17 protein-coding genes and 1 tRNA gene are annotated in these 20,554 nt (G+C 39.7%); 11 read left to right on the top strand and 7 right to left on the bottom strand.

Translation table 11 applies throughout. The features are described 5' to 3' along the window. Positions 1-6: 6 nt before the first annotated feature. The 6 genes from JWQ54_RS16695 to JWQ54_RS16670 all read left to right on the top strand — a co-directional run bounded on the left by JWQ54_RS16695 (position 7) and on the right by JWQ54_RS16670 (position 8,911). A complete protein-coding gene (locus JWQ54_RS16695; protein ID WP_299586962.1) occupies positions 7-1,728 on the top strand; it encodes an alpha-amylase family glycosyl hydrolase in 1,722 nt (573 codons plus the stop codon). Positions 1,729-1,864: 136 nt separating this feature from the next. After that, positions 1,865-3,250 (top strand): MFS transporter, encoded by a 1,386-nt coding sequence (locus JWQ54_RS16690; RefSeq protein ID WP_299586960.1) that lies wholly within the window; start codon positions 1,865-1,867, stop codon positions 3,248-3,250. Positions 3,251-3,418: 168 nt separating this feature from the next. Continuing rightward, positions 3,419-5,875, top strand: a complete 2,457-nt coding sequence (locus JWQ54_RS16685; protein WP_299586958.1) for a glycoside hydrolase family 31 protein — start codon at positions 3,419-3,421, stop codon at positions 5,873-5,875. 223 nt (positions 5,876-6,098) lie between these two features. Beyond that, on the top strand, positions 6,099-8,240 hold the full coding sequence (gene glgB / locus JWQ54_RS16680; protein ID WP_299586956.1) for a 1,4-alpha-glucan branching protein GlgB: 2,142 nt from the start codon (positions 6,099-6,101) through the stop codon (positions 8,238-8,240). Positions 8,241-8,337: 97 nt separating this feature from the next. After that, positions 8,338-8,553, top strand: coding sequence for a hypothetical protein (locus JWQ54_RS16675; RefSeq protein ID WP_299586955.1), 216 nt, complete (start codon positions 8,338-8,340; stop codon positions 8,551-8,553). A 166-nt stretch (positions 8,554-8,719) separates the two neighbouring features. Continuing rightward, entirely contained in the window at positions 8,720-8,911 is a 192-nt protein-coding gene (locus JWQ54_RS16670) for a hypothetical protein (protein ID WP_299586953.1), read from the top strand. A gap of 2 nt (positions 8,912-8,913) precedes the next feature. On the opposite strand, the gene JWQ54_RS16665 is transcribed toward JWQ54_RS16670, so the two are convergent. Continuing rightward, positions 8,914-10,245 carry a hypothetical protein gene (locus tag JWQ54_RS16665; protein ID WP_299586950.1) on the bottom strand — a complete coding sequence of 444 codons (1,332 nt, stop codon included), beginning with the start codon at positions 10,243-10,245 and terminating at the stop codon, positions 8,914-8,916. A gap of 263 nt (positions 10,246-10,508) precedes the next feature. Here JWQ54_RS16665 and JWQ54_RS16660 point away from each other — a divergent pair, with 263 nt between their 5' ends. After that, positions 10,509-11,159, top strand: a complete 651-nt coding sequence (locus JWQ54_RS16660; protein ID WP_299586948.1) for a hypothetical protein — start codon at positions 10,509-10,511, stop codon at positions 11,157-11,159. Between the two features lie 283 nt (positions 11,160-11,442). On the opposite strand, the gene JWQ54_RS16655 is transcribed toward JWQ54_RS16660, so the two are convergent. The 5 genes from JWQ54_RS16655 to pfkA form a co-directional block, all read right to left on the bottom strand. Beyond that, positions 11,443-12,123 carry a YafY family protein gene (locus JWQ54_RS16655; protein ID WP_299586946.1) on the bottom strand — a complete coding sequence of 227 codons (681 nt, stop codon included), beginning with the start codon at positions 12,121-12,123 and terminating at the stop codon, positions 11,443-11,445. Positions 12,124-12,330: 207 nt separating this feature from the next. Next, positions 12,331-12,828, bottom strand: a complete 498-nt coding sequence (locus JWQ54_RS16650) for a gamma-glutamylcyclotransferase family protein (RefSeq protein WP_299586944.1) — start codon at positions 12,826-12,828, stop codon at positions 12,331-12,333. Between the two features lie 292 nt (positions 12,829-13,120). Beyond that, positions 13,121-14,116: a type I glyceraldehyde-3-phosphate dehydrogenase gene (gene gap / locus JWQ54_RS16645; protein WP_299586942.1), complete on the bottom strand. Its 996-nt coding sequence runs from the start codon at positions 14,114-14,116 to the stop codon at positions 13,121-13,123. Positions 14,117-14,123: 7 nt separating this feature from the next. Then, complete coding sequence (locus tag JWQ54_RS16640; protein ID WP_299586940.1) at positions 14,124-14,972, bottom strand: hypothetical protein; 849 nt, start codon at positions 14,970-14,972, stop codon at positions 14,124-14,126. Between the two features lie 5 nt (positions 14,973-14,977). Continuing rightward, positions 14,978-15,964, bottom strand: coding sequence for a 6-phosphofructokinase (pfkA, locus tag JWQ54_RS16635; RefSeq protein WP_299586937.1), 987 nt, complete (start codon positions 15,962-15,964; stop codon positions 14,978-14,980). A gap of 122 nt (positions 15,965-16,086) precedes the next feature. On the opposite strand from pfkA, the gene JWQ54_RS16630 reads away from it, so the two are divergent. Then, on the top strand, positions 16,087-16,782 hold the full coding sequence (locus JWQ54_RS16630; protein ID WP_299586935.1) for an NUDIX domain-containing protein: 696 nt from the start codon (positions 16,087-16,089) through the stop codon (positions 16,780-16,782). 222 nt (positions 16,783-17,004) lie between these two features. Here the strand turns inward: JWQ54_RS16630 and JWQ54_RS16625 are convergent, their stop codons facing one another. Continuing rightward, positions 17,005-17,862, bottom strand: coding sequence for an N-acetylglucosamine kinase (locus JWQ54_RS16625; RefSeq protein WP_299586932.1), 858 nt, complete (start codon positions 17,860-17,862; stop codon positions 17,005-17,007). Between the two features lie 449 nt (positions 17,863-18,311). On the opposite strand from JWQ54_RS16625, the gene JWQ54_RS16620 reads away from it, so the two are divergent. The 3 genes from JWQ54_RS16620 (at position 18,312) to JWQ54_RS16610 (ending at position 20,460) form a co-directional block, all read left to right on the top strand. Then, positions 18,312-18,385: transfer RNA gene (locus JWQ54_RS16620), tRNA-Arg, on the top strand. A gap of 519 nt (positions 18,386-18,904) precedes the next feature. After that, on the top strand, positions 18,905-19,354 hold the full coding sequence (locus JWQ54_RS16615) for a hypothetical protein (protein WP_299586929.1): 450 nt from the start codon (positions 18,905-18,907) through the stop codon (positions 19,352-19,354). A 548-nt stretch (positions 19,355-19,902) separates the two neighbouring features. Next, positions 19,903-20,460 (top strand): hypothetical protein, encoded by a 558-nt coding sequence (locus tag JWQ54_RS16610; RefSeq protein WP_299586926.1) that lies wholly within the window; start codon positions 19,903-19,905, stop codon positions 20,458-20,460. Positions 20,461-20,554: the final 94 nt, after the last annotated feature.

The following is a 20,554-nucleotide window of genomic DNA, read 5'->3' as shown; positions in this document are numbered from 1 at the left end:
AAAAAAATGGAACAACCATCTACCAATCATAAGCTCATCATTTACCAAATGCTTCCCCGCTTGTTTGGCAATACCAAAACGGTTAATAAACCCAATGGCTCTATTGAAGAAAATGGCTCGGGTAAGTTTAATGACATCAGCGATAAAGCTTTACAGGAAATAAAAAAGATGGGTTTTACCCATGTTTGGTTTACCGGGATAATTGAACATGCAACCATGACTGATTACTCGGCATTTGACATAAAGGCCGATGATCCGGATATTGTAAAAGGTCGCGCAGGCTCGCCTTATGCTATAAAAGACTATTATGATGTTGACCCCGATCTGGCAGTTGATGTGAAAAATCGCATGGCAGAGTATGAAGCTTTGATAAAACGCACGCATACAAACGGCCTTAAAGTTATAATGGATTGTGTACCAAACCATGTAGCCCGCACCTACGGCTCGGATGTAAAACCTGCGGGTGTAAGGGATTTTGGGCAGGATGATGATACTACACAGTCATTCAGTCCTAAAAACGATTTTTATTATATCCCCGCACAGTACTTTACTGTTCCGGAAGGATATAATCCTGGTGGCGATGAATTTAAGAGCCCGCTTAAGGATGGTAAGTTTGATGAGCATCCGGCAAAAGCAACCGGGAATGATGTGTTCAGCGCGTCGCCGTCAATAAATGATTGGTTCGAGACCATGAAGCTTAATTATGGTGTGGACTATCAAAACAGCCGTACTCCGCATTTTGATCCCATCCCGCAGCTTTGGAATAAAATGTATGATATTTTACATTTTTGGGCAACAAAAGGCATCGATGGCTTTAGGTGTGATATGGTGGAGATGGTGCCCTTTGAATTTTGGGGTTGGGTGATCCCTAAATTAAAAGCAGAGTACCCGGACCTGGTTTTTATCGGCGAAGCTTACAACAGCACACTTTATACTAAATATATTAATACCGGTAAATTCGATTACCTGTATGACAAAGTTGGCTTATATGATGCCATAAAACGCCTTACCCGCAATGAGCCTAATGCCACTACCTGGGATATTAACCATGTTTGGCACAACGAGAGCAACGGCATTGACAGCCACATGCTGCGTTTTATGGAAAACCATGATGAGCAGCGCATTGCCTCACGTGATTTTGCTGGTGATCCATGGCTTGCCGTACCCGGAATGGTAGTTACCGCTACGTTAGCAACAGGCCCGGTAATGGTTTACTTTGGGCAGGAAACAGGCGAACCCGGAGCAGGCATTGAAGGTTTTGGCGGCGATGATGGCCGCACAAGCATCTTTGATTACTGGGGAGTACCCGAACATCAAAAATGGCTGAACAACGGCAAATTTGATGGCGGACAATTATCTGCAGATCAAAAAAAACTTCGCAGCTTTTACAGCAACCTGCTAAATGCAGTACATAATAATGAAGCATTAAGGGCCGGAGAATTTTATGAGTTGATGGTAGCCAATGAGCATCAACCCGAATTTAATACCAGGTTGTATATTTTCCTTCGGTATACCGGTAAACAACGTATATTAGTAATAACCAATTTTAACCGCAACCAACAAACCATAACTGTTAAATTGCCCGATGATTTGCTTAAACAATTAAATTTAAGTGGAAGCAGGGAGTTTAAGGATTTGCTGAGTGGAACCAATTATAATACAAACGATATAAATACCGGAATTAACTTAACCTTACCTGCTGCAAGCGGAATGTTACTGGAATTCTAATTGTCTGAATCAGAATTTACTGAATTAAAGAATTTACAGGATGAAACAGGCGAGATTCTGTTCATTCTAAAATCCTGTAAATTCTGATTCAGACACTAATGACCAATGACTTAATGATCAATGACAATTAAATAATATGGAAACACGCGGCATTTTGCAAAAACCAAAAATGAGTTTTTGGCAGATCTGGAACATGAGTTTTGGATTTTTAGGGATCCAGTTTGGCTTTGCCCTGCAAACAGGCTTTGCCAGCAGGATCCTTCAAACCTTTGGTGCCGATACAGGAAACTTGTCCTGGTTCTGGCTTGCTGCTCCGCTTACCGGGATGATCATTCAGCCCATTATCGGTCATTATAGCGATGGTACCTGGAACCGTTTTGGCCGGCGTAAACCTTACTTTCTTACCGGCGCAATTTTGTCGGGCTTTGCATTATTGATCTTGCCCAACTCATCCTTATTGGTAGCCATCATACCGCCGATTGTTGTGGGCGCAGGAATATTTATGATGATGGATGCCTCTTTTAATGTTGCGATGGAACCATTCAGGGCATTGGTAGCTGATAATTTGCCCGAAAGCCAATACAGCACCGGGTTCTCTACGCAAACATTTCTTATTGGTATTGGCGCAGTAGCCGGATCATTGTTGCCCTACGTTTTTGCCGAGTATTTTCATATCTCAAAAACTGCGGAACCCGGACATGTTCCGGCTAACCTGCTGTATTCCTTTTATATTGGGGCAGCGGTGCTTATCGGGTCAATATTATGGACAGTTATACGAACAAAGGAGTATTCGCCCGAAGAGCATGCGAAATTTCATGAAGAAGAGCTTGTTGCGGTAAGTCCGAAGAAAACAGGTTTTGGCCAAATCATTACTGATATGGCTAATATGCCTAAGACGATGAAACAATTGGGCTTTGTTCAATTTTTTTCGTGGTTTGCCTTGTTCACCATGTGGGTTTTTACAACCCCGGCCCTTGCCGAGCATATATATCATGTAAAACCAGGCGATACATCATCAGTTGCTTATAATAATGCCGGTAACTGGGTAGGTGTATTATTTGGTATATATAACGGCATATCAGCCATTTATGCTTTGCTGTTACCTAAGATAGCAAAAGCCACAAGCAGGAAGATTGCTCACGCATTTTCTTTAACAATGGGGGGCTTGGGCCTTATATCCATTTGGTTTATTACTGATCCTAACTGGCTTGTATTATCAATGATTGGTATTGGTTTGGCATGGGGGAGTATCCTTTCAATGCCTTATGCTATACTATCAAGCTCAATACCCGCAAAAAAAATGGGCGTATATATGGGGATCTTCAATTTCTTTATTACTTTCCCGCAGATAGTAAGCAGCCTTATAGGCAGTATAATTGTGAAGCATTTGTTTAATGCTCATTCAGTGTATGCTATAATTATGGCCGGGGTATTTATGTTGCTGGCAGCCATATCTGTTTTATATGTTAAGGATAGTAAAAATACCCCTGCAAAAAATATTCCGGTAATAGAAACTGCTTAATTTTAAGTTCAAAGTCTTTAACTGAAGCAATAATTTTCGTGTCATTCGTTCTATATTATAAAAAACTGTAATTGGCACGGTTAATGGGTTTAATTAAAAACCTATTATTGTATATTGCGTATAACATACACATTGTACATATTTGGGGGTAGAGACTAATAATTTTTAATGGAAGATAATATACTAAATCAGGAGCTGTTAGCTAATAGATTAATTGAAGAAGAGGAAGAAGAGTTTCATCACCTTAATAATCCTGCGGATGGAATAAAACCCATCATAAAAAAATACCTTGGCGTGCCAAATCATGCCGATCAGCTGGATAATAAATTTTTCTTTACAGATGGTGACGCAAAAGTTGAGGTTACTGTAGTTACCGATGAAATTATCCGGGTAAGATTAGCTCCGCATGGTGTTTTTTTGGAGGAATTTTCGTACGCTGTGCCCAAATTAGAGCACAAAGCAACAGTTTTTGCCCTGCATGAGGATGAGAACGAGTTTCGTGTTTCAACCAGCGTTGTAAACTGCCACATCCGTAAGGATGATTTTTTTATATCATTTTCTGATATTCAGAACCATATAACCAGCGCCGATGCGGTGCCAATGCACTGGGAAGAGAATGTGAAATTTGGCGGTTACTATGTTTACTGTACAAAAACCTGTGCCAGCCAGGAAAGCTTTTTCGGACTGGGAGATAAGCCAACAGAGCTTAACTTGCGTGGTAAAAGACTAAAGAACTGGAACACCGATGCTTATTCATTTGCCTGGAACCAGGATCCGCTTTACCGCAGCATCCCTTTTTACATCAGTGTAAACGAGGGAATAGCACACGGCATTTTCTTCGACAATACCTTTAAGGCGCATTTTGATTTTGGCGCCGAAGACCCAACTAAAACAAGCTTTTGGGCTGATGGCGGTGAGCTTCAATATTATTATATCCACGGCCCGCACATGATGGACGTGGTAAAAAGCTACCATTTATTAACGGGTACGCATCCAATGCCGCCGCTTTGGGCACTGGGCTATCACCAATGCAGGTGGAGCTATTATCCCGAAGCAAAAGTTAAGAAAATAGCAAATGGCTTCCGCGAAAATAAAATTCCGTGTGACGGGATCTATCTTGACATAGATTATATGGACGGTTACCGCTGCTTTACCTGGAATCGCAAATATTTCCCCGATCCTAAAAAAATGATCAAAGAATTGGCCGCGGATGGGTTTAAAACGGTGGTTATTATTGATCCGGGCATTCGTGTAGACGATAATTATTCGGTATTTAAGGAAGGTAAGGAGAACCGCTATTTCTGCCGCCGTTGTGACGATTACTTTATGGAGGGTCACGTATGGCCGGGCCGTTGCCAGTTTCCTGATTTTACTAACCCTGATGTACGTACCTGGTGGGGCGGTTTATTTGATGAATTGGTACAACTGGGTGTTGCCGGTGTTTGGAATGATATGAATGAACCTGCTGTATTTGGGGCAGGCACTTTTCCTGATGACGTGCGCCATCAGTATGATGGTTTCCGCGGCTCGCACCGTAAGGCACACAATGTTTACGGGATGCAGATGGTGCGTGCAACCTATGAAGGTTTGCGTAAATTAATGAAGAATAAGCGTCCTTTTACAATTACAAGGGCGGGCTACTCGGGTGTGCAGCGTTACTCATCCGTATGGACGGGTGATAATGTGGCATCATGGGAACACTTAAAGCTGGGCAATATCCAGATGCAGCGTTTGTCTACATCAGGGATTTCCTTTTGCGGAACAGATATCGGTGGCTTTAGCGGCGAACCTGATGGCGAGCTGTTTACCCGCTGGATCCAGATGGGTACCTTCTCGCCTTTTATGCGGGCACACTCTGCAGGTGATACAAAAGAGCGCGAGCCATGGAGTTTTGGCGCACCATTTACCGCCATTAACCGCAAGTTTATTGAATTGCGTTACCGCATGCTGCCTTATTTGTACTCTACTTTTTGGGAGCATCATCGTTATGGTTTCCCAATCCTGAGGTCCATAGTGATGCAGGAACAGGACGAGATCAGCAACCATTTCCGCCAGGATGAGTTTACTTATGGCGATAAAATTTTAATCTGCCCGGTGCTTGAGCCCGGTCAGCAAAGCCGAAAGGTATATTTGCCAAAAGGCAAATGGTATAACTTCTGGACCTACGAGATGGTTGATGGCGGAAAAGAAGTAACTGTGCCAACTCCGCTTGAAACCATCCCGATATTTGTAAAAGCAGGTTCAGTTATCCCTGAATACCCGGTAATGCAATATGTGGGTGAAAAAGAGATTGAAGAAGTGAAGCTGAATATTTACTACAGCAATTATGAGGTTAACTCCTTTTTGTTTGAAGATTACGGCGAAACATTTGCCTACGAGCAGGATATTTACCTGGAGAAAAAGTTTGTGGTAAGCGGCAAAAGCACTGTTTTAACCGTTCAGCAATCAATGGAAGGGCTTTATACACCACGCTATGAAAGCTATTATTTTAACGTTATTGGTTTGCCATTTGCACCGACCAAAATATTAGCCGACGGTAAAGATGTGCCATACAGCATAGATGAAAACAAATGTGTTGAATTTAAATTCACCAAAAACTTTAAGCAGATAGAGATTGTTAAATAGGGGGGAGTCCGAAAGTCCGGAAGTCCGAAAGAAAGAGTTTGAGTGAAGAAAAAACTTAGTGTTTCCGAAACTTCGTAAGTTTATAACCATCTTATTGGTTTTAACATATTATCTTTCAGACTTCCGGACTTTCCGTCTTTCGGACTAAAAATCACTATATTTGATCAACCAATTAGCTACCTCAAATATTTTAACCTAAAGGCCTGAAGGCCCCTACTGCACTATGGCAAAAAAAATCGATCAAACGGAAACTGCAAAACCTGAAGCTAAATCTGCGGCAGCAAAAAAAACGGTTAAGCCAAAAGCAGAAGCACTGAAAGAAACAGCTGCGCCAAAGGCTAAGCCTGCAGCCAAAGCAGCAACAGTTGCGCCAAAGTCAAAAGCTGCAGCAAAAAAAGAGGTTACTGAAACTACTGTCCCGGTTTTAAGGGCGGTTGAAGCGTATAGCCGTTTTACTGATTTTGATATCGGGCTGTTTAAGTCGGGCAAGCATTATAAGCTATATGAAAAGTTTGGGTCGCATGTGGTTGAGTTTAACGGCGTTATTGGGACTTATTTTGCTGTTTGGGCGCCTAATGCACAACATGTAACGCTCATAGGTAATTTTAATGGCTGGAACCGCGGTTCGCATCCCTTATATGTACGCTGGGATGGATCAGGAATTTGGGAAGGATTTATTCCGAATGTTGGCGTTGGCGAAACTTACAAATATTACATCAAATCATCAACCGGCGAGGATCTGGAAAAAAGCGACCCTTTCGCATTGCGCTGGGAAGTTGCACCAAAAACCGCATCAATAGTTGCCGATACTTTTTACGAGTGGAAAGATGCCGACTGGATGGCAACCCGTGAAGGTCATAACGCGCTAAACAGGCCTTACTCTGTTTACGAAATGCATTTAGGCTCGTGGGCACGAAGTGTGGAGAGCCCTGATGAGTTTTTAACTTACGATCAGCTTGCTGATAAACTGGTGCCTTATATAAAAGAAATGGGCTTTACGCATGTAGAGTTTATGCCGATAATGGAACACCCGTATTACCCAAGCTGGGGATACCAGATCACCGGCTTTTTTGCAGCTTCATCAAGATATGGCACGCCGCAGCAGCTCATGTACCTTATTGAGCAATTGCACCAGGCCGGGATAGGGGTAATATTAGACTGGGTACCTTCACATTTTCCCGGCGATATCCATGCGCTGTATAATTTTGACGGCACGCACCTGTATGAACATGCCGATGTACGCAAAGGCTTTCATCCCGACTGGAAATCATACATATTCAACTACGGGCGTAATGAGGTACGTGCATTTTTAATAAGCAATGCCATTTTTTGGTTAGACAGGTATCACGCCGACGGTTTAAGGGTGGATGCTGTTGCATCAATGTTGTACCTTGACTACTCGCGTAACCATGGGGAGTGGGAAGCCAATATATATGGCGGTAATGAAAACCTGGAAGCCATATCATTTTTAAAAGAATTTAACGAGGCTGTTTACAGCAATTTTCCCGATACACAAACTATTGCCGAAGAATCGACTTCATTTACGGGGGTTAGCCGGCCGGTTTATGCCGGTGGCCTAGGCTTTGGCATGAAATGGATGATGGGATGGATGCATGATTCGATCAAGTATTTTTCAACTGACCCCCTGTACCGGAAATATCACCACAATCAGATAACATTTAGCCTGATCTACGCCTTTACTGAAAACTTTATGCTGCCTTTCTCGCATGATGAAGTAGTGTACGGCAAAGGATCAATGCTGCGCAAAATGCCGGGCGATGAGTGGCAGCAATTTGCAAACCTGCGCCTGCTTTACAGCTATATGTTCACCCACCCAGGCACAAAGCTGCTGTTTATGGGCGCTGAATTTGGGCAGGGGACCGAATGGAATTTCCAGCACTCGTTAGACTGGTATTTACTTGAATATCCAAATCACCAGGGTATAAAGGAAACGGTTAAAGCATTAAATCATTTATACAGAGATGAACCTGCGTTGTATGAAAAGGGATTTGAATGGAGCAGCTTCGAGTGGGTTGATGGCGGAAATTCAAACGACTCGATCCTGATCTATAACAGAAAAGGGCATGATGTATCAAACGACCTGGTTATTGTGCTAAACATGACCCCGATAACGCATCATGGTTACAGGGTTGGCATGCCATCAAAAGGTAAATGGACCGAGATCTTTAACTCAGATGCCAAAGTGTATTGGGGTAGTGGTGTTGAAAACAGCGGCCCGCTTGCTACCGAAGGTGTTAACTGGCATGGAAGGGACAACTCAATTAGTATTACTGTGCCGCCTTTGGGAGCAGTTATATTTAAAAAAGCGGCTGAAGTACCCCCTAAGTACGAATTGAAAAAATAATTATAAAATATTAAAAAAAAATATTTGTTTTTATCGAACATTTTTTGTTTGAAAACGTAATAGTAGCATTGAATCTCTAAAACGGTCAATCCACATTATGAATCCAAAATATCGTTCACTGTATTTACTGATAGCCTTTGCAGGCCTGATGTTCCTGGCTTATGATGCTTTTATTGCTTTTCCGGATCTTAACCCGGGCCGGGTTTTGTTAATTGCATTTCCTGATATGGTTTTCTTTTTCCTGGCTTACAAAACTTACCCTATTGAGGAAGGTATAACTATGAAAACCAGCAAAGTGAAATCATACCAATAATATAATATTAAAATACTTATATTTGAGCTTAGCAGCTTTCAATTGACCATACCAAAGTGTGCTCAACTGAAAGCTGTTTTATTTTAAGGCCTTATATAATATAAAAAGCACCGGTTAAAACATATTGGTGAAGGGTTGGTTTCTAAAAAAATTAAAACTCCGCAACATGAATCCTAAATATCTTACCCTTTATTTAATTGCTGCAACGCTTGCGCTGGGCCTGGCTATTTACCAGGTATTCACAACCTACCCAACACTTAATTACGGCCGCATTGCGCTTGATGTAATTATTTCATTCTTCTTTTATTACCTGGCTTACAAAACCTATCACGAGAAGAAAGATCAGGAGCTAATGTAAATTTATTCGGCAATCTCACCAAACGATCTCTCAGTAGGATAAGTGATCATCGTGGCTTTACCTTTTACCAGTTTTTTGATCTCGCCTTGCAGTTCTGTATTTCTTTCCGCAAGTTTTAATTTTGATTGATAATCTGCTTCATTTTTATAAAAAGTGATAACCACTAACAGATTTTTATCCTGTATAACAGGCAACGAAGGATAATCATTTGGAGACAATTCACTTACCCATAAGCTTGAATTATTTACACCGATAGACTGCAAATAAAGCGCATATCTAGCTTTATATAAATTGATCAATTGATCGAGCTGGTTATCATTAGCTGTGTAATAATCTACCACAACTATTCCTTTATGCCTGGCAAAGCTGTTCGTATTAATGCCGGTATTATTTAAAGGTTTTAGTAAATGCACATCGTCATTATCGGCAATAAGTTCATTGGCGCCTGCTTTATATTTTTGCCATACCAGGCTTTTGCGATAGAATTCGGGCAGGTAAACGCTTCGTGAATTCATATCATTAAAACCCCTGAACCAAAGGAACCTGTTACCGGCATTCTTGATCCGGAACTGCCCTAAAACATATCCTCCTAAAATATTTTGCGATGTGATAAAGTGCTTTTCAAAATAGTTTATAAAATCATCCCGTTTACCGGGTTTCAGAATGTAATTACGCAGCTCCAGTACTTTTATGTTTTGGTTTTCGCTCAGTTCCGGGTCTTTTGCACTGCTGCTTGTTTTTTCAAAATTCATATACCAGTTCCATTCCCAGGTTTTTCCGTTATCGGCAGAGAATGCCTGGCTCCATACCGGCTTAGCAGGATCCGATTTATCCCATTTAAACATAACAATTACCTTTTTGCCCTCGTAAATGTCTTTTGCATAAAACCTGCCAATATTGTTTTCAAACGAACCTGTTACCGGGAGATCCAGCTTACCGGCATTGCTATCGGCCCAATAAATACTCCAAAGCTTTGTTTTAGGGTTAAAGAGCCTTAAGGTCATCCCTTCAAAATTAGTACCGTTTAGGTTGGCATAATACATGTCAGAATTTCCAATGCCGTTTAGAATAAGGTTAACATCCTGCCGGGCATTAAAATTCTCCCATTCCGTACAATTGTTCAGCCTGGTTTTTAGCTTTTTATTAATGATGTTCCAACTGCCGGGGAAAAAATCAAAATCACTTTGAGAAGATGTTTTTGAGGGAATTACCTTTAGTTCGCCTTTTTTAGTAATGGAAGCATTTGTCATTTCATTGGCAGATGCTTTATTAATGGTTTGCGCCTTAGCTGGTAACATAGCCATGGATAGCTGAAAAGCAAAGTCAAAGATCATAATTTTTAGGATTAGCCTGGTGTTCATATTAATTTCTTTTTACAAAGAAAAACACGCGCACTGACAACACTATGGCAGCCTGATTTACAAAAGTTAAATTTATTTATACCAGGTCAGAAAATTGATCGCCTTAATGTGTTCCTTTTTTTGGAGGGGTTGTATTCTAGGGTTTCAACATATCCAAATTTTATGTAAAAAACATTTTAATTAGGCCCGCTACAAATTAGTATCTTTACTATGTTCGACCTTAACTTTTACAATACATGAAGGATTATACATTTGAATACACTAGACAAGGTCTTGCTTATCTTTTGCTTGGATTATCATTTGCAATTATAATTTTAGGCTTATTTCTTTTTAGAATTTTATTTAAGGACGTCATATCGCCAGGTGTAGCGATAATAGTACTAATAGGATTAGCGATAGCATTCTTTTTGCTAAATAAGTATAGAATTAAAAGAATAGGAATTGCAAAACTCTCTATGACCGATTTGACAATAGAGTTGAATCAAATAATCCATATTCCCTTTAGTGATTTGAAGTATTATTATATTTACGATGGGAAAAATGGGATTGTATTTACTCTAGGATTTTTAGATGGTACAAAATTCAAAATTGGCGCTAATAATAGTTTCTGTAACGATGATTTGCTAAAGGTATTTTTATCTGATTTTCAGTCAGCTATGGAAAGCTATGAGGCACAAAATAAAAATAACATCGTTCACTTAGAAACTATATTTGCGAGGAAGCAAACATTATATATTTTAAGTATAGTTACGGTTTTGGTGATTCTTGGTTTTTACTTTACACATATGCCAGTTATGATATTGCCAATTGGTGTTAGTGCATCTGTTTCGGTAGGTTGGATTAGATATTTTCAGCAAAGAAGTAAGGATAAACTTGTTGATTTTTAATATTCTCAAGGCAATGGTTTTACTGTTAATAATTTAACTTCTTTCGAAACAATGAAAAAAACCGTTCAATCACTTGACAAAAGTTTGTTAAGCAGCTCTTTTATAACTTTCAATGTACCCCGCCCCTTTTTTTATCAATAAAAGCATTCTTAGTATCAACTTAAATTTAACATTGTTCAAAACCACCGGTAGCATTTGCTTTTAAGCTTGCGGTCAGCATATGCCCTTAATTCCAGGTCATGAGCAATAGCCACTTTAGCAGCCCGATTTACAAAAGTTAAATTTATTTATACCAGGTCAAAAAATCTACCGCCTTAATATGATTCTTTTTTTGGAAAGGTTGCTTGGTGCAGGTTATGTTGCTGATCTTTTTTACTATAAAATCGCGATAGTCGTTTCTTTTCCAGCACCAGGCAATCAGGTGCCATTCCATATTATAGAATACCAGTCCTGTCGGTTCAATTTCGCGGTTGGTTTTAACGTTTTGATTATCGGTATAATCAATAGCAATAATAATTTGCTGCGTAATGGATGCCTGGATGTCTATCAGGTAATCATTCTCTGTTTTTACTGGCTCCGGATTGTAGATGTTTATATGGTCGCTAAAGCGGTTGGTTTTGTCCTTATCAGCAGATTTTAATACGGCTTTAATTTTTGAAAGGGCACTGTTGCTGTGTTTGGCGATAGACCGGTCGGCAAATTTTTCGGCCAGCGAGGCCATTAATATAAGGGAGTTTGCCTCGTCTGTAGTAAAAGAAAGGGGTGGCAGAAAATATCCCTGTACAATAAAATAGCCTTTTGGCTGCTCAAAGCTAACAGGTATGCCAAGCTCATCCAAGGCTTTAACATCCCTGTAAACAGTACGCACGCTTATCTCATACTTATCAGCCAGTTGTGAGGCTGTAACATGCCTTTTTGATTGCAGGGTGGTGAGGATGCCAAATAATCTGTCAATGCGGTTCATGTCAACGCTAAAGGGTGGAAATTAGCAAAAAAAAATAAACTTATTCAGATCGCTTTTTGTTATGCCTGAAAAATAAAATCCGCGAATTCTAAAGGAGAAATAACAAGAAAGCAAGAATGTTCTGCGGGGGCGGACAGGTTTTAGTCCCGGCAGAGTATCCTGTTTATGGAAAAAATATGATCTGCAGCTTTGCCTTCATGGGAGCCCCTATTTTATCTTTCTCAATTCTTCCTGGCGCCTGTCATCATCCGGATCAACCTTAAAAGGCATAAGGCATATTTTATTAATATAATCCTCAGGAAGAACAGCGTTTTTAGCCAGGCGGATCACTTTTTTATGATACCAATCATAAGGCAACAAATGTGTATTTACAGCGTGCGGTTCAGCAACAAAAGCCCTGGCAGTGTAAATTTTGTCATTTGCATCAATGCAGTTAACGGTTTCGAGCTTAAAATCAATGCTGTAGGTTCCGGTATCGTAAAAGTTTGGCCATTCTTTATCATCAAGCTTTATAAGCACTCCCCAAACCGCATCATTCGGATCGTCGGAATGCAGGATGTTTGCTTTTGATGATTGGTCGTCGTCAGTTCTGTTGAATATGAAATTATAACCGGGAAGCTTAGCTATACCGATCTTTTTGGCAGAAGGAACTATCGTCGCAAATTTGTCAACATCCATATTGCCTGCAAATGAAAATAATATCATAACATATAAATGAGGATAGATGTGTTTTGTTTTAACGTTGCGATAGAAAGGTATATTGTAAAATTGTTCTGTGGATGATTCAGCACCAATTCATTAATGGTAGCAGTGGATACCGGATAGGTAATTAATTATATTTTACTTATTTTATATAATCAATGCCCATACATTTCGCACCTACGGCGCATTTTTTAAAATGATCTCGCTTAACTTAGTGACATTGCCCGATAGGGTTCAAACACAAAAAAAAACCCCGGCAAAACCGGGGCTCTATTATAAAGAATTAAAGCTTGTATTAAACTTTAGCTAATTCCTGTACAAGGTCAATCAGTTTGTTTGAATAACCCCACTCGTTATCATACCATGATACAACTTTAACAAAGTTATCATTTAAAGCAATTCCTGCTTTTGCATCAAAAATTGATGTGCGTGCATCGCCTTTAAAATCTTCTGAAACCACATCATCCTCAGTATAACCTAAAATACCTTTCAGGTCGCCTTCTGATGCTGTTTTCATAGCAGTTTTAATTTCTTCGTATGTAGCGCCTTTTTTAAGGCGAACGGTTAAGTCAACAACAGAAACGTCGGCAACCGGAACGCGGAATGACATGCCTGTTAATTTACCCTTTAGTTCAGGGATAACCAAAGTAACCGCCTTAGCAGCACCTGTTGATGAAGGGATGATGTTCTGGTAAGCGCCACGGCCGCCTCTCCAGTCTTTAGCCGATGGGCTGTCAACTGTTTTTTGAGTAGCTGTAACAGCGTGTACGGTGCTCATTAAGCCTTCTTCAATGCCAAAGCTATCATTTAATACTTTAGCAATAGGCGCAAGGCAATTGGTTGTACATGATGCGTTTGATACGATGGTATGCTCAGCAGTTAATTTTTTGTTGTTAACACCCATTACAAAAGTAGGGGTATCATCCTTTGCAGGTGCGCTCATTACAACTTTTTTAGCGCCGGCATCAATATGTTTTTGTGCGGTTTCCTGGGTTAAGAACAAACCGGTTGACTCGATAATAATTTCTGCACCAACCTCGTTCCATTTGAGGTTTGCAGGATCTTTTTCGGCAGTTACACGGATAGTTTTACCGTTTACTACCAAATGACCGCCTTCAACCGCAATAGTGCCATTGAACTGACCGTGAGTTGAATCGTATTTTAACATGTAAGCCATATAATCAGGCTCAACAAGGTCATTAATACCAACAATTTCAATGTCTGGTCTTTCAATTGCAGCTCTGAATGCCAGGCGGCCAATACGGCCGAAACCGTTAATTCCTATTTTCATGATTTTTCTAATTTTTACTTGAATAGTACGTTAATAAATTATTTATGGGTTCTTTAATGATTGTCGCAATTTTAAGATTTGCATCGGCAGCAGCTTCATGTAAATGGTTCTGAAAGCTTGCCGCAACAGAGCCCGCAAAGTACAAAAAAGCTCCGGGATGTTCATCATGCAGGGGTAATAAATAGGTGTGCATTAACTTATCAAAGCCTTTTTTTATGATGCCTTTAATATAGTTATCTTCTTGGTTATCAATAAAAAACTCGGTGAACGAGCTTAAATATATAGCGGGTTGTTTTTGCCTGTAAATTTTTTCGAGCAGGGTTTTACGCTCGGGATCATAACGCTGAACAAATTTTTTGCGGATATTTTCTGGAAGTGTTTCATTCATATATCCCTTTACCAATTGCCTGCCCAGCCAGTTGCCCGATCCCTCGTCGGCTAAAATATAGCCCAGACCGTAATTGTTTGGCTTTACTTTTTTTCCATCGTACCAGCCGGCGTTTGAGCCGCTGCCTACTATGCTGATTATCCCGGGTGAGTTTTTGCAGCAGGCAATGGCCGCTGCGGTAATATCGTGCTCAACAGTTACTTTTCCGAATTTAAAAAATGCGGAGAAAGCAGCATGAACCACGTTTTTTAGCTCGCGTGAGAAGGAGCCTGCACCAAAAAAATAGATCCGCTTTATGCTTTCGGCATGATGAATAAGGTTGATATTTTTATTGAGCAATTGTATAATGTGCTTTTCGTCGTTAAAATAGGGGTTTATGCCGCTGGTTTTAAAAGAAGCAATGGTCCTGTCCTTATCGAACAATCGCCATTCGGCATAATTTGATCCGCTATATACAACTGCAGTCATTTATTTTATATAGAAAGTATTTCAGCCATCTGCATCAGATCTTCCTCAAGTTTAAATGTATGTTGATTAAGGGCCTCTTCCAAACTTGTTATTTTTATGTGGTTAGCTTCAAGGCCCACCATCATTTGCGATTCTCCGCTAAGTAACGCATTTACTGCCGCAAATCCCAGCCTGCTTCCCAAGATCCTGTCAAACGCCGAAGGACTGCCACCGCGCTGCAGGTGACCCAGAATGGTAACCTTTACGTCGTATGTCTTAATTTCCTTTTGTACTTTTTTAGCGATATCATAAGCGCCGCCGTTTTTATCGCCCTCGGCAACAATAACTATGCTTGATGACTTTTTATTTAATGAGCCATGTTTAAGGTTTTCAATCAGGTCATCAATTGCGGTAGCTTTTTCGGGAAGCATTATAGCTTCTGCACCGCATGAGATACCTGCACGCAAAGCAATAGCGCCTGAGTCACGACCCATAACCTCAACAAAAAACAAACGGTCGTGCGCATCAGCGGTATCGCGGATCTTATCTATCGCTTCAATTACTGTATTGGTAGCCGTATCAAAACCAAGGGTATAGGTTGATCCGTAAAGATCATTATCAATGGTTCCGGGTACGCCCATAACGGCAATATCAGGGAACCTTTTTGAAAAACGCAGGGCGCCGGTAAACGTTCCGTCGCCACCAATAACTACTAATGCATCAATTCCGTGCTTCTTTAAGTTCTGGTAAGCAGTTTCCATGCCCTCGTCTGACCGGAAAGGCAAACAGCGGGCAGTTTTTAAAATGGTGCCGCCTAAGTTTAGTATATTACTTACCGAGCGGGCCTCCATATCATACATATCATCCTCAATAAGTCCCTGATAACCACGGCGTATGCCAACAACTTGTAACTTATTATAGATAGCTGTTCTTACTACTGATCGGATACAAGGATTCATTCCCGGAGCATCACCACCCGATGTTAAAACCGCGAGTTTTGATATTTTATGCATTTTTACCATTAATTTGTAGCCACGAAGATACTGTGTAAAATTTACACCATTAAATTTAATTTTTTTTTTTACTTTAGCGCTTAACCAATTATCTTTAAAAATATTCCCTAAAATTATCAGGTTTGGAAATTACGCTGCCTACATTTAATTCAGTATTTTCAATCGATTGTGTAATATTCGGTTTTGAAGCCGGTGAGCTTAAGATATTACTGATAGAGAGAAACCAGGAGCCTTTTAAAGATTGGCTTGCTTTGCCCGGCTACATTGTTGAGCAGGATGAAAGCATTGATGACGCCGCCGAACGGATCTTATATGAGCTTACCGGCCTGCGCGATCTGCATATGCAGCAGTTTCACACCTTTGGCGAGGTTAACCGGCACCCGCAAGGACGTGTAATAACCGTTGCTTATTACGCTTTGATCCGCATTAACGGGCAAAAAGAATTAAGGCCCGTTACCCAGTATGCCCGCAAAGCCTTCTGGCACCCGGTTAATGAACTGCCCAAGCTGGCATTTGACCACTCCGAGATCTTTGATACAGGTTTTAACAAGATCCGCCGCCGCTTAAACTACCAGCCTATTGCCTTTGAACTGCTGCCCGAAAAATTTACGCTTACGCAACTGCAATCGCTTTATGAAGCTGTTTTAAACAAAAAACTTGATAAAAGGAATTTCAGAAAGAAAATGCTGAGCTACGGATTTTTAAAGGAGCTTGACGAAAAGCAAAAAGGGGTATCTTACCGTGCGGCCAAACTCTACAAATTCGATCGCAGGAAATACGCGAAGATCTTTAATAATGAATTACACCTGGATAAGTGAGGGGAGAAGAGAGACAAGAAGTCAAGAATCAAGAAGTCAAGAGCTAAGAATAGAATCGCTAATAGATCTCATAAAATAAAAAAGCCGAAAAAGTTAGTTTTTCTTCGGCTTTTTTTTATGTCTTGATTCTTGATTTCTTGAATCCTGATTCTATTCTTACATTCTTCTTCGGCTTTCCTTTATCTTGATTCTTGACTTCTTGAATCTTGATTCTATCCCCAACTACAACTGATGCGCCATCTCCAGATGGTACTTCACCAAATTATCTATAGGTGAGCGGATGATGTTACCTACAACCATTCCGTTTTCAAGTACCAATTCTTCCAGCACATTGCGGAAGTTGTAGCCTACAGAGCCGATACAGTTGAATGAATATTTTTGATAATCAGGGTAATGGGTTACTAGGTTACGGAAGAAATCTTCGAACGAGGTACGTACCAGGTTCCTTGAGTATTCAATATGTACGTTATTGTCGTATACAAATTTGCTGAAGCTTGCACAAAAGCGATTGGCGCGCGGCTGGGTATAAACCTGCTCGTTCACATCATCAGGTGTAAGCTTGTAGGTTTCCCAAAACAGGTTGCGTACAGGCTCGGGCATGTAACCGCGTAAATAATCGGTTAACAGTTTTTTACCGATATAGCATCCGCTGCCTTCATCACCCAGGATATAAGCTCCTGAATCAATGTTCATTACAACGTTTTTACCATCATAGATACAAGTATTGGTGCCTGTACCTAATATAGCTGCAAAACCTTCGTTGTTGCCTAACAATGCCCTGGCTGCAGCAAGCAGATCATGGCCGATATAAACCTTTGCTTTGGTGAACACCGCTTCCATAGCCACTTTAACAACGTCACGCATTTCGTCGGTTGAGCAACCTGCGCCATAATAGTTTACTTCGGTGATCTCGTCTTTTTCCAGATCTGTAGGCAGGCTTTCCCCTAACGATTGGATAATATATTCAGTACTTGAAAAATATGGGTTGTATCCTTCTGTGTTAAAGTATACTTTTTTTCCTTCCCCGGTAACCAGACACCAGTTTGTTTTAGTAGAGCCACCGTCAGCAATTATGATCATAAATAAGTTTATTAAAAAAAATCGGTTAAAAATATGATTTACTTATTGTAAATAAAACACTTTACCTTTTTAAAAAGTAAAAATGTTCATTTTAAATTAATGTTGTGTTCTTTTTACAATTTCGGGACATGTTATGGTCCCCGCCAAATCAATAGTACGTTTATAAAATCAGTTGTTTATTTTAAATATAAATGTATTGCTTTATAAGGCAATCGGTTTATAATTGTTTACAATTATATATATAATTTAACAAATATTAGTAAGCAATAGTTTGATTATTAAAGTAAATACCAATTTGGTATTGTTACGCTACATTTAAGGTGGATTAAATTGGCATTTAAAAAGTTTTTAAATAAGCAATGTGTAAAACAAGATACAATTTAAGATAACTATCTATTTGACTTTTTATGTAGATTTTTGCATCTTTGCACCGCGAAAAATTCGCAGATGGTCCCATAGCTCAGCTGGATAGAGCAACAGATTTCTAATCTGTAGGTCATAGGTTCGAATCCTATTGGGATCACAACTGACACAGCCTCTTAGTTATACTAGGGGGCTTTTTTATTGCATAAAAGTGTTTATTGAAGCAGTATGTGCAGTTTATCAATCTGTTAGTTACAGTGCTGGTTGCATTTTCACCTTGTAAAGAGTTAAGCAGAGTCATCTTATTACAGCAGTTGTCAAGATCTGCACCATAAAGTCTTAAGTGCCGGTTGATTTTCGCAGCAGTAAGCAAAGTATTCAAAGTCTTTAAGAAGTTGTTTACTTTTAGTCATTGCAGTAAGTTAATTCGAGTGAATTCTCGAACAGGCGAACTGCTGAACAGACGCATTATGGCAAGGTGGAGATATTAAAACTGTGGTGGGTTTCTTTTGCGATACCCATTTTGATACACAACCTTGAGACGAAGCAGCGGTACCGCGATGTTTTAGTTAACTTTATTAAGAAAATTCATTTTCCTTTATTCTTATGTTATTTATTTGATTTTAAATCAGCAAGTTATGTCAGCCACACACACAATTTAAATCTAAATAAAAAGACCATGAAAAAAAACATCCTGAATTTTGCCATCAGTATCATTTTGCTGCTGGTAAGCGCTAATGTTTCATTTGCTCAAACAGACAGGCCTTACACAGAAGGGCCGCTTTGGCAGGTGCAATTTGTACATACCAAACCGGGCATGACCGACCTGTACTTAAAGAACCTGAGTGAAAACTGGGTAAAGCAAATGCGGGCGGCGAAAGAAGCAGGGCTTATATTAGATTTTAAAGTTCTCTCTTCGCCACCAGCTACAGCAAGCGATTGGGATCTAATCCTGATGTATGAATTAAAAAATCACGCTATGCTCGATGGTATGAGAGACAAAATGGATGCTATCAGTAAAAAGGTTTTTAACCTCAGCGATGAAGCCCGGCACACGCAGGCTGTATCCAGGAACGATCTGCGGGAAATCCAGGGTGGTAAATTAACCCAGGAACTGCAATTTAAATAGCCCTGCATTTATCCTTTTACAAAATCTCCATCCAACGTTATACGTGTAACTTATCCGGGTAACTATTAAGACCAAAGGAAAAAAGCAATCACACCGTATCTTGCGATACAACCATGCCAAGAAGATTATCAAGGAACTTAAAAATTGGTCTCACGAGCTGGAGCATTAGCAAATGGAGCTTTAAATGACAGCTCAGCTGGATAGAGCAACAGATTTCTAATCTGTAGGTCTTAGGTTCGAACCCTAATGGGATTACCCGATGGGACAACACAGTTTGACTGGTAGTTGTCCCATTTTTTTTGTCTTGTGACTCTTTGTCTATTTGATATATAAGCATAGCGGCTTCGTTCATTTTCCAGGTTCGATAACTGGGATGCAAATAATCAACAAGTAAAAAAGTTGTTTATGACCCTAAGCTACTAAGAATTTGAAAGCAAACTATAACACGCTAAGGAAAAAGAATAAAGTAATACTTAAATACGATGTAAGCATCTATTGTATTTACAGAAAAATAAATTTATATTTAATATATTCATTTTAAACGCATTATGAAAATTATTTCGTTTATAATATTGTGTATTTGGTTATTGGCCGGCCTGTATTTTGGTATCGGTGGAATATCCAGGATCAGTGTTGATGAAGTAACAGAAACTATAGACAAACAAAAAGATGCATTGAAAAAAGATACCATTAATATTAAATTAGACGGTGTAGATATAGAGAATAAGTATCAATTGAAATATATTTTAGAATACTCTAACCTTGAAAACTATTTCCCCTGGGCTATTCAATTAACTACCTTCAGTTCCTTCCTGGTAACGTCTATGAGTTTTGGTTTATTAGGCGCTATGATAAACATCTTAATTCAAATTGTTTTCTCTGCTTCAAAAATCGAAGATTCAAATTACGTTTCAAAACCGTTATTGGGGCTACTAACGGGGATAGTTGTTTTAGGGCTTTCTTACATAATACCTACCCTCATTGTAAAGGGCAATGCAGAGATTAAACCTCTTTCTTTAATGTTCTTGTGTTTATTTTGTGGTATATATTCAGATAAATTTTATGAAAAAATGTCCAATAGCTTTGATAAATTCTTTTCTAAGTAAAGGAATTATTAGTTTAATAATATTGCTGACAGTTTTTACAAAACCTGTTTATTGTCAGCAAATATTTAAGTTTGATAAACTCCCTCCGGATTTG

Source organism: Mucilaginibacter sp. (assembly GCF_028288225.1).
Classification (GTDB): Bacteria; Bacteroidota; Bacteroidia; order Sphingobacteriales; family Sphingobacteriaceae; genus Mucilaginibacter.
Note: the sequence above shows the minus strand (reverse complement) of the source record. Positions and strands in the feature narration are given on the sequence as shown.